The 13,595-nt window shown below is 40.8% G+C and carries 11 protein-coding genes and 1 tRNA gene; 8 read left to right on the top strand and 4 right to left on the bottom strand.

The window, feature by feature from the left end:
• Window positions 1-55: 55 nt before the first annotated feature.
• The 5 genes from JKJ11_RS19195 to JKJ11_RS19175 all read left to right on the top strand — a co-directional run bounded on the left by JKJ11_RS19195 (window position 56) and on the right by JKJ11_RS19175 (window position 5,475).
• Complete coding sequence (locus tag JKJ11_RS19195; protein WP_252039799.1) at window positions 56-952, top strand: DUF6279 family lipoprotein; 897 nt, start codon at window positions 56-58, stop codon at window positions 950-952.
• 36 nt (window positions 953-988) lie between these two features.
• Window positions 989-1,231: a hypothetical protein gene (locus JKJ11_RS19190; RefSeq protein ID WP_252039798.1), complete on the top strand. Its 243-nt coding sequence runs from the start codon at window positions 989-991 to the stop codon at window positions 1,229-1,231.
• Between the two features lie 138 nt (window positions 1,232-1,369).
• Window positions 1,370-2,902, top strand: a complete 1,533-nt coding sequence (locus JKJ11_RS19185) for an NAD(P)H-hydrate dehydratase (RefSeq protein ID WP_252039797.1) — start codon at window positions 1,370-1,372, stop codon at window positions 2,900-2,902.
• A gap of 526 nt (window positions 2,903-3,428) precedes the next feature.
• Complete coding sequence (locus tag JKJ11_RS19180; protein ID WP_006073644.1) at window positions 3,429-4,475, top strand: GMP reductase; 1,047 nt, start codon at window positions 3,429-3,431, stop codon at window positions 4,473-4,475.
• A 208-nt stretch (window positions 4,476-4,683) separates the two neighbouring features.
• The gene (locus JKJ11_RS19175; RefSeq protein WP_031494271.1) at window positions 4,684-5,475 is read left to right on the top strand and encodes an EAL domain-containing protein; all 792 of its coding nucleotides are present in this window, start codon (window positions 4,684-4,686) and stop codon (window positions 5,473-5,475) included.
• A 40-nt stretch (window positions 5,476-5,515) separates the two neighbouring features.
• On the opposite strand, the gene JKJ11_RS19170 is transcribed toward JKJ11_RS19175, so the two are convergent.
• Window positions 5,516-7,129, bottom strand: a complete 1,614-nt coding sequence (locus tag JKJ11_RS19170) for a hypothetical protein (RefSeq protein ID WP_252039796.1) — start codon at window positions 7,127-7,129, stop codon at window positions 5,516-5,518.
• A gap of 444 nt (window positions 7,130-7,573) precedes the next feature.
• Here JKJ11_RS19170 and JKJ11_RS19165 point away from each other — a divergent pair, with 444 nt between their 5' ends.
• Window positions 7,574-8,266 carry a response regulator transcription factor gene (locus tag JKJ11_RS19165; protein ID WP_252039794.1) on the top strand — a complete coding sequence of 231 codons (693 nt, stop codon included), beginning with the start codon at window positions 7,574-7,576 and terminating at the stop codon, window positions 8,264-8,266.
• Window positions 8,267-8,277: 11 nt separating this feature from the next.
• Window positions 8,278-9,612, top strand: a complete 1,335-nt coding sequence (locus JKJ11_RS19160; protein WP_252039792.1) for a sensor histidine kinase — start codon at window positions 8,278-8,280, stop codon at window positions 9,610-9,612.
• Between the two features lie 64 nt (window positions 9,613-9,676).
• Here JKJ11_RS19160 and nfsA read toward each other — a convergent pair whose 3' ends face one another.
• A complete protein-coding gene (gene nfsA, locus JKJ11_RS19155) occupies window positions 9,677-10,399 on the bottom strand; it encodes an oxygen-insensitive NADPH nitroreductase (protein ID WP_252039791.1) in 723 nt (240 codons plus the stop codon).
• Window positions 10,400-10,531: 132 nt separating this feature from the next.
• Window positions 10,532-10,622 (bottom strand) — tRNA-Ser (locus tag JKJ11_RS19150).
• A gap of 332 nt (window positions 10,623-10,954) precedes the next feature.
• Here JKJ11_RS19150 and JKJ11_RS19145 point away from each other — a divergent pair.
• The gene (locus tag JKJ11_RS19145) at window positions 10,955-11,635 is read left to right on the top strand and encodes a MaoC family dehydratase (RefSeq protein ID WP_006075750.1); all 681 of its coding nucleotides are present in this window, start codon (window positions 10,955-10,957) and stop codon (window positions 11,633-11,635) included.
• A gap of 54 nt (window positions 11,636-11,689) precedes the next feature.
• Here JKJ11_RS19145 and JKJ11_RS26190 read toward each other — a convergent pair whose 3' ends face one another.
• Entirely contained in the window at window positions 11,690-13,306 is a 1,617-nt protein-coding gene (locus JKJ11_RS26190) for a VRR-NUC domain-containing protein (protein WP_503061218.1), read from the bottom strand.
• Window positions 13,307-13,595 lie beyond the last annotated feature (289 nt).

Genomic DNA, 13,595 nt, shown 5'->3' with positions numbered 1-13,595 from the left:
TATCTTAAACTTCGTATAAGTCCGCATGAACGTACATTAAGGAAGAAGTATTTAAATGAAAAAGGTTGGTTGGGTTAAGAGTTTTGGTTTATTTGTCAGCTTGTTAATTGTAACTGGGTGTACAACCAAGTTTTTATATAGCAATTTGGATTGGTTCATTGTTGATTATATTGATGGCTATGTAACGCTTGAAGACGGCCAGGAGGAAATATTAACTGAGCGTATTCTTGTTCTTGGTGATTGGCATAAGTCCAATGAATTGCCTCGTTACCTACAACAGTTGACGGACATACGAAATAAGGACCCAAAAACTGTAGATGCAGAATATGTTTCTTTGCAGATGGAACAGGTGAGGCAACATACTAAACGATTAGTCGCTCAGATTACCCCTGATCTGTATGCATTGACACAACAGATGACAGATAAACAAGTGAAAGAGTTACTTGAAAATTTAGAGCAGAAAGACGAGAAGTTCATTAAAAAGTATCAAGGCCTCCAAGACGAAGATGTTCGACTTATTTACCAACAGCGAATTGAAGAGAATTTGGAGCGTTGGTTCGGACCTCTGACGGAGCAGCAAAAAACACTTGCGAGTCGTTGGGCAAATGAAATGGATGTTACTGTATTTGATTGGCAAGCCCATCGTCAGCAGATGCAACACTTTATGCGCCAGCTGCTTAACCGGCGCTCGGACCTAGGCTACTTTCAACCAGAATTTCAGCGTTTGTTAAATGACAGTGAGAGTTTTTATAGCGAGAAACTAAAACTTAAAATCGCTAACAATCGACTAGTGGCAGAAAAATACATAGCTCTTGCGCTCAACAGTGTGACAGAAAAACAACATCAACATCTAATTGAAGAAATTGACGGTTGGCGAGACATCGCTTCAGACCTAATGACAAGTGCGCTATTAGACTATAGTTCTACAGAAAATTACGCCTTTCCATCATAAACTAGTTACGAACCAGTTTAAGGAGTGAGTTGGGTTATGATAGAGCAAGGTGTTTTTTGGACAGAGAAACTTCTGTTACTTGCCGGTGTATTGTTCATTATCACAGGTATCGTGCAATATGGTCGTCGTAGTCAAGATTGGAAGGGCGTCGTCACGATGTTCTATAAACGCGTTCCCATGAGCGTTGATGAATACAAACGTTATCGATTAGGTGTGGCTTTGATCATTTTCGCCATTGTCTTGAGGTTTGCGCTGCATATTTTCTGGCCTCCGTTTTAACTTGTAATCTCATTCACACCTTTGTAGTGCCCCGTTTGCTAACATTTGGATAAATACCAATAAAGCGAATAGCTAAAGCTTTGTCGCCCCTCACTTGTTGCCCAACAAGCTGACACTAGGGTTAAACGGGAGCACACAATGATCTCTTCGAACCAAAATATAACATCCTTGCCTGAATCGCTCTTCACTTCGCAACAAGTTCGCGAAGGAGAGAAGATCGTAGCTCAACAATTGGGTATAGAAATGTATACCTTAATGCAGCAGGCTGGTGCGTCAGTATTTGAACTTATACAAACTTACTATTCAGAGACTCGAAAACTGCTAGTTTGCTGCGGTAAGGGTAACAATGGCGGCGATGGGTATATCGTCGCTAAACTAAGTCTTAGTGCAGGTTATGACGTTACGGTTTGGCAAATCGGCGATTCAAGCGCACTTAAAGGTGACGCATTGCGAGCTAGAGATGAATTTCTTGCCGCTGGTGGCGTTATTGATTCGCCGGAAAACGTGGTTGCGGATGACATTGACGTTATTATTGATGCTTTATTAGGGACAGGTATTTCAGGTGAAGTACGTCCTTTCTATTCTCATGTGTTTGATCGTTTAAACCAGTCTTCTAAGCCAATCATCTCGATAGATACTCCTTCTGGACTTGATACTGATACCGGTGTTGTTTTGGGAAACGCGATCAAAGCTGATAGAACCGTGACTTTTATCGGCGTCAAACAAGGGTTAGTTACGGGTCGAGCTAGAGCATTTACAGGACACCTGCATTTTGCTGGATTAGGGGTAGATAGGGAGTTTGCTCAACAGAATAAAGCAAACGTCGTATTAACCAACAATCATTGGATGAGTTATCTTCCGCAAAGAGCAAAAGATTCTCACAAAGGAACGCATGGAAAGTTGCTAGTGGTTGGTGCAAACAATGGAATGAGTGGGGCGGCTTATCTGGCTTCTGCGGCTTGTTTGAGAGCAGGAGGTGGGCTTTGCGCCGTCTTAACCCACGAAGCGAGTGTCACACCAATAAGAACGTTGCTACCAGAGGCGATGATTGATGCGTGCACCACCCAATCATTGACTGAGCGCGTGAATTGGAGCTCCGCCATCGCAATTGGTGTGGGGTTAGGACGAACAGCTTGGTCCGCTAAAGTTTTTGACCAAACACTGAAGTTGGCGATGTCGTTGGATCTTCCAGTCGTCATTGATGCAGATGGCCTATATTGGCTTAACCAGATACAAAGTGACACAGCTGTCTTGAAGAACCATATCATCACACCTCATCCAGGTGAGGCCGCACAATTATTAAACTGTCGTATAAGTGATATAGAGAAGGACCGTTTTCAGGCAATTAGAGCATTACAAAAAACTTACGGTGGAGTAGTGGTACTGAAAGGTGCAGGAACACTGATTTATGATGGTCAGTCTATGGTTGTCTGTCATGCAGGAAACCCAGGGATGTCCAGTGGTGGAATGGGTGATTTATTGACTGGAACAATCTTAGCTCTATTAGGACAGGGAAAAAACAACATGCAGTCTGCAACTCTTGGCACTTTGATTCACAGCCTTGCGGCTGACCAGGAGTCAAAGGAACATGGAGAAGTAGGCATGCTAGCTTCTGATTTACTCCCACAAATTCGATTAGTTCGAAATCATGACAATTATGTTTCATCTTAAGCGTTTGAAGTATTCGTGATGGCGATAAGAACAATGACTTTTGATTTGAACAGTTCAGAGGTTATATAAAATAGCGGTTTTTTTCCGAATCAATCGGTAAAAATGAGCTAATAGATAACAAGAATAACCACAAAAATCGGTTAATAAATGCACATTCAGGTGTTGAGAGCTCGATATTTGCACAGTGCAAAAACGTTTGCGTCGAGTGCTAAAGTAAGCTTGTTTATGTAAATAACGTGGGTTTTTTCTGTTATATCAGAGGGTTGGAGAGATTTTATTTCGTTAAGATAGGATTGATAATCAGCGGATTTGCAACTTGTCGGAATGGTAACACAAAAAAAATTAAAATATCAGTCTTGCGAGATTATTTTCGCGACCTATAATGCTGAAAACCGGAGCGTCTGCCAACGCTCCGGTTTTTTTGTGTCCGAAGAAAGGTAAACCGTCTGCCAACGGAGAGCCAACGCACTATGCTTAGTCATATGCCCACTGGAACATGTACTATATAAATCAAGGAATTTACACAATGCGTATCGAACAAGAACTTAAGTTAGGCTTTAAAGATGTACTGTTTCGCCCTAAGCGTTCAACACTGAAAAGTCGTTCTCAAGTAAATTTAACCCGCGATTTTACATTCAAGCACAGTGGTCGTCAATGGTCTGGTACACCAGTAATTGCAGCTAACATGGATTCTGTTGGTAGTTTTGAAATGGCTACAGCGCTAGCACAACATGGTGTAATGACTGCGATGCATAAGCATTACACAGTAGAGCAGTGGGCTGAGTTTGTTGCTGGTGCAACAAAAGAAACATTGAACAAAGTATTCGTATCAACGGGCACGTCTGAGCGTGATTTCGAGAAAACAAAAGAAATCTTAGCATTAAGCGAAGATCTAGAATTCATTTGTATCGATATTGCAAACGGTTACTCAGAGCACCTAGTTGAGTTTGTACAAAAAGTACGAGCTGAATTCCCAACGAAAACGATTTCAGCAGGTAACGTAGTAACTGGCGATATGTGTGAAGAGCTGATTCTAGCTGGCGCGGATATCGTTAAAGTAGGTATCGGTCCTGGTTCAGTATGTACTACACGTGTTAAGACAGGTGTTGGTTACCCACAGCTTTCTGCAATCATCGAGTGTGCTGACGCTGCACACGGCCTAGGTGGCATGATCATTGGTGATGGTGGTTGTGCGTGTGCGGGTGATGTTGCTAAAGCTTTCGGTGGCGGCGCAGACTTCGTAATGCTAGGTGGTATGTTAGCTGGTCATGAGCAATCTGGTGGCGAAATCATCGAGCAAGATGGTAAGCAATTTATGAAGTTCTACGGTATGTCTTCTCAGTCTGCTATGGACAAACACTCTGGTGGTGTTGCTAACTACCGTGCAGCTGAAGGTAAGACGGTTCTTCTGCCTTACCGTGGTGACGTAAACAACACAATCCAAGACATTCTTGGTGGCGTTCGTTCAACTTGTACATACGTAGGCGCAGCGAAACTGAAAGAGCTAACTAAGCGTACCACGTTCATCCGTGTACAAGAGCAAGAGAACAACGTATTTGGTAAAGAAGGTTAATTAACTTTTAATCCAAGTCCTGATAAAAGAGTCGCCTAGGCGGCTCTTTTTTGATCTTATCTTTCTGCATTGTTTTGCCTCAATTCCAATACGCGGCTCAAACAAAGTGCTTTGCTTACATGGTATTACGTATCTCCTCACAGGGGTTTGGTACTATTGCGCCGATAATTCGTGCTGCAACCCGCAAAGGAAGGACTGCTTGCGTAATATGGACATTAGCAATATATATTCCAATAAATATGACACGGTGCAAAAGCTGTTAAAAATACAACCAGATGGCTTTGCCACCGGTGTGTATCAAGGCATTCAGTTTACTAGTGTGTTCCAACCAATTTTCAATCAACAATTAGAGCTTGTCGCACTTGAGGGGTTGGCTCGGATAAAGCACACCTCTGGTCGGAAACTTGATCCGGCGCGTTACTTTGCTGATTTAGAGCGACAAGTCGAGATAAATGTCGTCTGTACTATACTATGTTGTAAGCTACACCTGCATAACTTTTCTTGTTCTCGTTTTAGAAGACGAAAGTTATTCCTAAACGTCTCTCCGTGTGTGTTCGAGTTACTTGCAAATGAACCTCTTGCCATTGAACGTTTTATGACACGGATAGGTGAATTTGGTGCAATGCCATCACAAATAGTGTTTGAAATTACCGAGTTTAAAGAATCTGACATTCGCGCTATTGTCGTGGGAAAGGGCAAACTCGCGAAATTTGGTGTGCAGACAGCACTTGATGACTATGGGACAGACTATTCCACTAAAGACCGCGCACTAGAAATTAAAGCTGACTACTTAAAACTTGATAGAAGTGTCTTATTGTGTGATGAAAAAATTTCAGAAGCGGTAACTACTGCTAATAAAATAGGAGCAACTACTGTAGCAGAGGGCATTGAAAATCAAGACACATTAACGCGCTGTCAATTGCATGGAGTGTCATTGTTTCAAGGGTTCGGCTTAGCAAAACCCAATGCTATGAAAATACTGGAAAGTAACTTAGATTGATAGGAAGCAAACCAATAGGGTTGCTTCCTAGAGCAGGAATTTATTGCACGAGGGAGTATGTGCGATCTTTAAACTGAATAGCCTCGAAATTCGCTAGGGTATCTGTTCCCGTGTTTGAGCATTGCACTGCAACTGCGTATTTCTGCTCTGTGATAACGCAGTTAGCAAAGTCCTCATCAATGATATAGACGTCATCGCCACCCTTACCATCAACCACATTGTCTTTTTTATTACCTTCAATATGATTGTTCTGGTCGTTGGCACTAAGGTTAATCGTTGCATCACCTATGATTTTTACGTTAACTAGCCAGCGAGACTTAAAGGTATAGGGCTCAAGAGGTGGATGCGTACTTTTCGACATATTGAACGTCGGAGTTAAGCCCCCTTGTGGAAATCGGTGGTTGTAATACGTCTTGACACCGTTGGAATCGATATTTGCGGTGTATTGCAAGTAGTCGTGGAACATGTTTTCTATCCAAAAGGCTGACTCGGTATCAATAGAACGCATTTGAGAGCGAGTCACTGCTTGATAGTTATCTAAACCTTTGCTCTTGTGCTCCCACATCCCCATGTAAGCTTCGAATGCAGCCGCAAAGTACTCATGAGAATAGCTTGGTCCGATAGCTGGATCTATGTCGTCATTTTTCCAATCTTGCCAACTACTGTTGGTTGGTTGCCATGGTGAATAGTGGCCGTTTTCGTGATCGGTATAGAGTGAGAGCGCTCGTTGTTGAATCTGTTGTTGAAACGCATAAAACGTCGGATTAGGAGCGATACCTTGTGCTTGAAACAAGTGAAGTATTTCCTCAAACCCTGCGTCTCTGTCTGCATGTTTACCTAAGTTTTCGCAATAGTTCGCGAAGTTACTCATATAGTGGCAGTCACCTTCAAGGGTTAACTCTCTGAACATTAATGATTGGCTGTTGATGAGCCACTTGGGGCTATTGGGACTTTGCTGTACACCGGTTAAGATCGAAGTAATAATATTATCGAAGAGATCCTCATCAGACGACGCTAGCGGGATTAGAGAGTTTAAGAAATTAAATTCTGATGTAGTATCAAGGATACTTGACGCAGAAGGAACTTTTGATACCCAATCATCTATTTTGTTTTGACGAAACGCTTCGCCGACAAATAATTTGGTGAGCATCATTTGGTTTTGCTCATCGTTTTCCGTCATTATCAATGTCGCTTCTCGTTGCGCCATGAGTGCAGCGATTGACGATTTATTCTCTCCATACTGTGAGTTCGGGACGTTGGACATCAGGTGTTGAAGAATCTTGGTAGCTCGTTCGATTTTGTAGTTGACGATTGTTCTATGCCTCTCCTTTTCTATAGTATCTGGATATTTTGATTCATCGAAATACGCCATGATATGTATAGCACCATCATTGATACCTGACGATCTCAATTGCCTCGTCGCTGCACCTGAAGGAGTTACTGAAACGTAGAGGTTAAAACCAGCATTGCTTGCGATGTTAAGCTCTTGTGGAAGTGTCTTACTTACTTGACTAATTGATATGTTGTTCACGGTCTTCGAGGGTGGAAGTGTTGGAGGGGGTGAAGTTGGATTACTTGAATCGCTGTCTGACTTACAACCTGAAGCAATAGCTAGTGTCATTGCGCTAAAGCTTAGCAACTTAATCAAATGCATTTTATTTCCTAATGATTTCTAACGGTAACCTTTACAAGCTCAACATTATTTGAAATACGTTAATGCCTATAAACGAAGTGGGGCAGTTATAAAACGTGAGTCTACCCTCTGAATTGTGCGCGATAGTAATAAATGCAGAGCAGAAATCTAGGTGTACAAATGGAGTTACAGTGCTCAATTAAGGTATTTGTAAGTATGAGTACAATAATTATTTAGTCACATTTAGTCATTAAATGTAATTTCTCGGTTCCATGAGTAATGTGATACCACTAAAGTATTAATTTTAATGGTGTTGCGTACTGTATATTTGGGCGAAGTAAGCTAATGTAAGCAAGAACGTTGTAAAATCCGTGATACTAAACTTTTTTATGTTTTTTTATATTGGCATTGAGAAATGCTCAACTTTCAATATACTCCGGCGCGTTTACGTTTTAAGGAGGAGTTATGGATTGCAATATTTTGCTTATCGAAGATGACATGCATATTGGAAATTTGACCAAAATGTTCTTGGAGGCAGAAGGTTATACAGTCAACTGGATTGAAGACGGATCAATAGCTCTGAATAAAATCGATTCTCTTAAACCCGATCTAGTGATATTAGATTTAATGTTACCAGGAAAGTCAGGGGTGGATATTTGTCGAGAAGCGCGCGCATTTTATTCTGGAATGATTATGGTAGTTACGGCAGCAGAAGATGAAATGAGTGAGGTATCGTTATTCAAGTTAGGGGCTGACGACTATATAACAAAACCAGTGAGAGGCCATATTCTTGTTGCTCGTATTGAAGCGTTAATGCGCCGTTATAAACCTGTCCAACAAGCTGAAAAGTCTTTATATATATCAGATGCTTATGGAATTGTCGTTAATAGTGAGAACCAGACCGCATACTATGAACAGAAACCTTTAAATCTCACCAACTCTGAGTTTGAAATTCTTCAGTTACTTATTGAAAATAAGGGAAAAACAGTTTCTAGAGAGCATTGTTGTCGAGTTGTCAGAGGGATTGAGTACAGTTCCTACAACCGTTCGATCGATATGCGAATTTCAGGCTTAAGGAAAAAGCTGATTCAAGCTGAAATATATGACGCAATTATCAAAACAGTTCGAAACCAAGGATACAGACTGGTTAAGGCCTAACGATGAAAATAATGTCTCAGCCGAAAAACATGTTTACCTGTTTGTACATAGAAAGTCTAATAGGGTTAGTATTAACCTTCTTCGTCTTTATCAATGTTACGAATGTTTTATTAAGACACGAGGATATTGGCTCTTTTATCGACAATGGTAACTCTTACATTCAAGATTATATCGATAGTCAACATGAGAGGCACGGATTTCATCATAAGCTCAACAGCATGTCCTCTTTGCAGTATTACGACTACAAATTAATGCTATCGGACAGTACTACTTCCATTACAGACGTCTGTTCAGATTGTGAACTATTCAAACGAAGAGATGGCATTGATGTTTATATCAAAAACAACCAGTTATTTGTAGCCGCTTTCCCAATACCACGTGCCAACAAGCAACTATTTTTTATAGAAACCGAAGACCCGTTTAGTGCTGACGCTAAATGGTATGAAGACAGCGATAACCAGTTCTTTTTTGCCTTATTCGTGACATTGAGCATCGCTTTAGCAGGATTAATTTACTTGCCGTTGCACAGAGTTAACAAGCGCATTAACAAACTATTAGCTGTGCAGACAAAATTTGGACAAGGTGACCTTAGTGTTCGCTCTGAGGTGTTCCATATTTCACCGATAAAAGAACTCGCTCATAGTTTTAACGATATGGCTGATGATATCGAACTAAGAGTAAAAGAGTCGCTGGTGTTTTCTCAGGCTATTCCTCATGAAATCCGAACGCCCCTAACTAGAATTCAAATGGCCAGTGATTTACTCAGAAGAGAGGATACAAAGGACAAACAAACACTCTTTAACGACATAGACAGTTATATTGAAGACATTTCCCATTTAACCAGTGATATTCTTAAGTTATCGAGGCTTACTAACGGTCGGTGCGGTGAACTACCAATCGCTCGCGAGGCATTTTCCGTTTCTGAACTAGTTGAAAAACGTATCGATGTTATTGCTGATACTAAGCAAATTCAGTTTATCAAAGATTCAAACATCCTAAATGATAGGTATTTGGCTTCTAAGTGCTTGTCCAAATTGGTCATTGATAACTTACTTAAAAATGCACTTCGTTACGGTGGCGGGGTAGTCAATGTCACCTTGAGAGAGTACCACTCATGTTGGACTTTGGACGTAGAAGATAATGGTCCTGGCATCCCTATTGAAAAGCGAGAGGAAGTATTTATCGCCTTCTCGCGCTTGGACTCTTCGCGAAATCATAACAATGGCGGATTCGGTCTAGGGTTAGCTATTGTCGCTCAGGCAAGCAGAAACTTAGGATGGAGTGTATCTGTAGATGAAAGCCACATTGGTGGCGCCCGTTTTACAGTAGTGATCCCGAAAGAGTGAATTGCTTTGTACGAAAGAACTCATGACTAGAAAGAGATTAAGTCATGAGTTCTTACTGTAGAAATTAGCGTTTGAACAAACCTTTACTGTTTAGGTAACCGAGCATATGAGGTCGAGACTCACCTTCTAGCTTACTAGTAACTTGTGAAGACCACGTACTGCTTTTTTGGTTTGTTGATCGATGTGCGTAATAGGAAAGCATCACATCATCGTATTGTGCAACCGCATTTTTATCTAGCTGATGGTATTCATTTTCATGCACAATGACGTCAAGAGGCAAGCGTGGTTTTACCTCTGGGATTTGGTCTGGATATCCTAAACACATCCCAAAAAGAACCGCAGAGTGCGGGGGCAAACCTAACAACTCATCAACTTCAGCCGCTTTATTTCTCAGGCCTCCGATATAGACGCCGCCTAACTCTAGTGACTCGGCCGCCACTAAACAGTTCTGTGCCATTATTCCGGCATCAATAGCACCGATTAAACCTAACTCTGTGTAGTCAACTTTCACGTTTGGGTTTAACTCTTGGTGTCGCTGATAGTCTATACAGAAAACGAGAAATTCAGCGGCTTGAGCCACATAGGGTTGATTGCCAGAAAGTTCCACCAGTTTGTTGCGCTTATCTTTCTCTGTGACCCTGATAATAGAGACGACTTGCAATAGGCTAGATGATGATGCGGCAATTCCAGCTTTAAGAATAGTGTTTAGAATATCCTTATCGATAGGTTGCTGCTTAAATTTTCGAATAGAACGGTGGTTGAGTATTGTTTCTAGAGTAGAGTTCACGTTCCTTTTGTCCCTATGGCTAAGATAACTTACTGAACCTTAGTTTCTTTTCATAGGAGATTGCAAGTTTGAATTGCATAGAGGATTGTAGAACAAAGAAAAAAGCCTCGCATTAAGCGAGGCTTTAGAATGTGGCGGAGAGATAGGGATTTGAACCCTAGATACGCTATTAACGTATGCCGGTTTTCAAGACCGGTGCTTTCAACCACTCAGCCATCTCTCCGTTTTGTGGCGCTAATAATAGAGTCATAGGAAAGGGCTGTAAAGAAGAAAATTGCCTTTGGAACACTGACTGCGTTAAATGTAGTCAAAGTGATGTCGATTTACTCATGATGCTCGTTATGTGTGTGATTCCAAGAAGATTGTTTTACTAAAAGAGGATATTCAGCGAGTTTTACTGCTAAATAAAATAATGTTTTTTATTGCTAACATATTGAAATTTATCAATAAAACAGCGTTCAGAATACGCGTGTTCGCTCGAAAAAGTTTGCGTGATGAAGGGACATGCTTCAAAATAGTAGGGTTAGTTCTTATGAACTGAGATTTGAGGTCAAGATGAAAGTTGTAAAATTGTTTAAACAAAGAGCTGATTCGGTTAAGCATCAGTCTGAGCTTATGCAATGGATGTCGCCCACTATTCGCGAATATTGGACTGAGTTTGTCGACAAGACAAACCATAGCAATTTTTTAGCATGGGTCAGAGACTATCACAAGCCTGCAGTAAATGAACCACATGTAGTACAGGTCGAACCAGAAATTGTGCTCAAGCCCGCAGCACAGGCACTATTTGACGAACTGCAAGACAAAATTGGCACTGTGATTCATGAAGGTAATTGGATTCACGTAGGTCAAGAACGAATCAATCAATTTGGATCAATTACTGAAGATAACCAGTGGATCCACACTGATCCAGAAAGAGCAGAACAAGAATCACCATTTAAGACCACTATCGCACATGGTTTCTTAACTCTGTCTTTGTTGCCAGCACTAACAGATAGTGTTGACCCAGATAAACCTCTATTTCCGACTGCGAAGATGATGGTAAATATCGGGTTGAACCAAGTAAGGTTCCCATATCCAGTTAAGGTAGGTAGTAACCTTCGTGCTAAGAGTACCTTGGTCAAAGTTACACCGATCAAGAAAGGTCTTGAGATAGAGCGTGAAATACGCGTAGAAATAGAAGGAATCCGTCGCCCAGCGTGCATTGCGACATCTGTGATTCACTTACACTTCTAAGTCGAATTTCAAAAAAACCAGCATCATTGCTGGTTTTTTTTGCTTGCCATTAACTCAGTCATGATTGACGTAACACACTTCATAATTAATATTTAATCTATCCATCTGTTTAAACCAACGTTTTTGATTATTCTGAAGTTTGTCACCAGGTCCCTTTACTTCGCACCATAACCATTCGTTGCCTTTAAACGCGACAAGATCAGGCATACCATTGCGATATGCTCTTAGGTCTGAGAGAAGAACAGCAAACAAATCTGCTAATTGCTCATAGTCAATGGATGTCATTGCCAACTCTAACCATTCGGTATCCACTAGGTCCCAAATAATGAATGGGTTCTGAATATCTCTTTTGGTTTCTAGAATGCTTAGGTACGGTTTAATGCCAGTTTGTTTAACTTCGGATAGTCTTTGCTCGATTGCGCCTTTTCGCCTTTCAGTAAATGACGGATGATATAAATCGAGCGGTTGGCGTTGGTATGGATTGATAAAAGCGCCTTCGACAGGGGCAAAAATAATGTCCCAAAATACCAAGCCAAACATAGTGTTGAGAAACTGATTCTCTAAATAGAAAACCTCCCATCCTAGATCAGATAACTTATTGCAAACAACTAACTCAACACGCTCATGAGATAAGTCAAGATTGAACCTACGTTCTGGAAAACTAGGTTTGACCGTCTTCTCAAGAGTTGTCTTTAATTTCCTGTCGAGTTTAGCTTTTAGTCGTTCTCCGACTTCTTGCTCATCAATGCTTAGAGGGTTTTTAATCATTGTTAGTGCAAGTTTAATGGCTGCCTCGAATCTTTCTTGATGAATAAGTATACGAACTTGTCGCTCCCTCGAGGGCGGAAGTCGGGAGGACTCGAACAAGCGCAAAGCGAGGTCGAGGTCGCCATGTCGTTCTAGATCTCTTGCGATTAAATTAGTGAGTTTGTCTAATTGTCTAGTGGCGTACTTTCCGTTTGCAGATGGGAGCAAGTCAGCAAATTGCCTTATGAGCTTAGAACAAGGCTTTGTGAGTTCTGTGTACGCTATCCTTAGATCTGTAATTTCAAGAGTTGAGTCGATTTCCGCTCTATTATTGAACAACCTAGTTGCCTTAGACACTTCATAATTCTCGAACTTATGAATTCCTAAGTTCTCTAAAACGAATTGTGCAAACTCTTGGTGCCGATTTCCAAAGAATAGTAAACAAAGAAGGGGTAACACCTCATCGTCCAACAATCTGACGACAGTGAACGGAAGTTTCGGAACATGATTAGGCTGTTTGTGATGTAACTGTTCTATCAGTTCGTTCTTTTTAGCGGTACGTTTTAGGCCTGAATAAAAAGTGAGAATCTCAGGTTTTGATAACAACGTGGATGCGAGTTCAAATGAACTTGTCGGTGGCTCTGTACTTATAAAACCATACTCTATGAGTTCTAATATAGGTGAATCGAGACAGCCGATCTCGGGATAGTTCAGTTTATCGTCTCTAAACCAAATCCCCTTGCGAGTCATTAACCGAATAACAAGGCATTGTGCGTTTTCACTAAGAGTGTGAAACGATTCAATCCAATGTCGTTCACTCTGTTTCAATAAATCAGAGTAGATAGACTCAACATGCAACAACAAACGTATGAAGTTGTCTCGATAATACTTAGACGGCAGAGTAGGTGGTGAAAAAACAGGCACTAGTAACGACGCTTCTTGTTTAGGTGAATTCCGTTTTATTAAATATTAGTTGAGTAATTTGAGCTATAAAAAATATCACATTACCAAAAACAGAGCGTTTGTTGAGTCGTAGATTAGTGATGTAGATCTATCAGCCAAATGGATGTTTTTCTGACAATACTAATTAACTGTATGATTATTAATCAAAAATAACTGTATTAATATGTTTACACTGTGTCTAATTTTAAAAACGAGCAATTAATTTGCCTTTTTATTTAAATAGTGATTGAACTTATTGTTCGAAGCAGAT

Origin of the sequence: Vibrio sp. SCSIO 43133 (assembly GCF_023716845.1) — a bacterium.
GTDB lineage: Bacteria > Pseudomonadota > Gammaproteobacteria > Enterobacterales > Vibrionaceae > Vibrio > Vibrio mediterranei.
This window is presented reverse-complemented; position numbering and strand designations above follow the sequence as displayed.

Coding starts and splice junctions, on each gene's coding strand:
- JKJ11_RS19165 (WP_252039794.1), top strand. CDS start 7,574: ATGGATTGCAATATTTTGCTTATCGAAGATGACATGCATATTGGAAAT.
- JKJ11_RS19190 (WP_252039798.1), top strand. CDS start 989: ATGATAGAGCAAGGTGTTTTTTGGACAGAGAAACTTCTGTTACTTGCC.
- JKJ11_RS19180 (WP_006073644.1), top strand. CDS start 3,429: ATGCGTATCGAACAAGAACTTAAGTTAGGCTTTAAAGATGTACTGTTT.
- JKJ11_RS19185 (WP_252039797.1), top strand. CDS start 1,370: ATGATCTCTTCGAACCAAAATATAACATCCTTGCCTGAATCGCTCTTC.
- JKJ11_RS19170 (WP_252039796.1), bottom strand. CDS start 7,129: ATGCATTTGATTAAGTTGCTAAGCTTTAGCGCAATGACACTAGCTATT.
- JKJ11_RS19195 (WP_252039799.1), top strand. CDS start 56: ATGAAAAAGGTTGGTTGGGTTAAGAGTTTTGGTTTATTTGTCAGCTTG.
- JKJ11_RS19160 (WP_252039792.1), top strand. CDS start 8,278: ATGTCTCAGCCGAAAAACATGTTTACCTGTTTGTACATAGAAAGTCTA.
- JKJ11_RS19175 (WP_031494271.1), top strand. CDS start 4,684: ATGGACATTAGCAATATATATTCCAATAAATATGACACGGTGCAAAAG.
- JKJ11_RS19145 (WP_006075750.1), top strand. CDS start 10,955: ATGAAAGTTGTAAAATTGTTTAAACAAAGAGCTGATTCGGTTAAGCAT.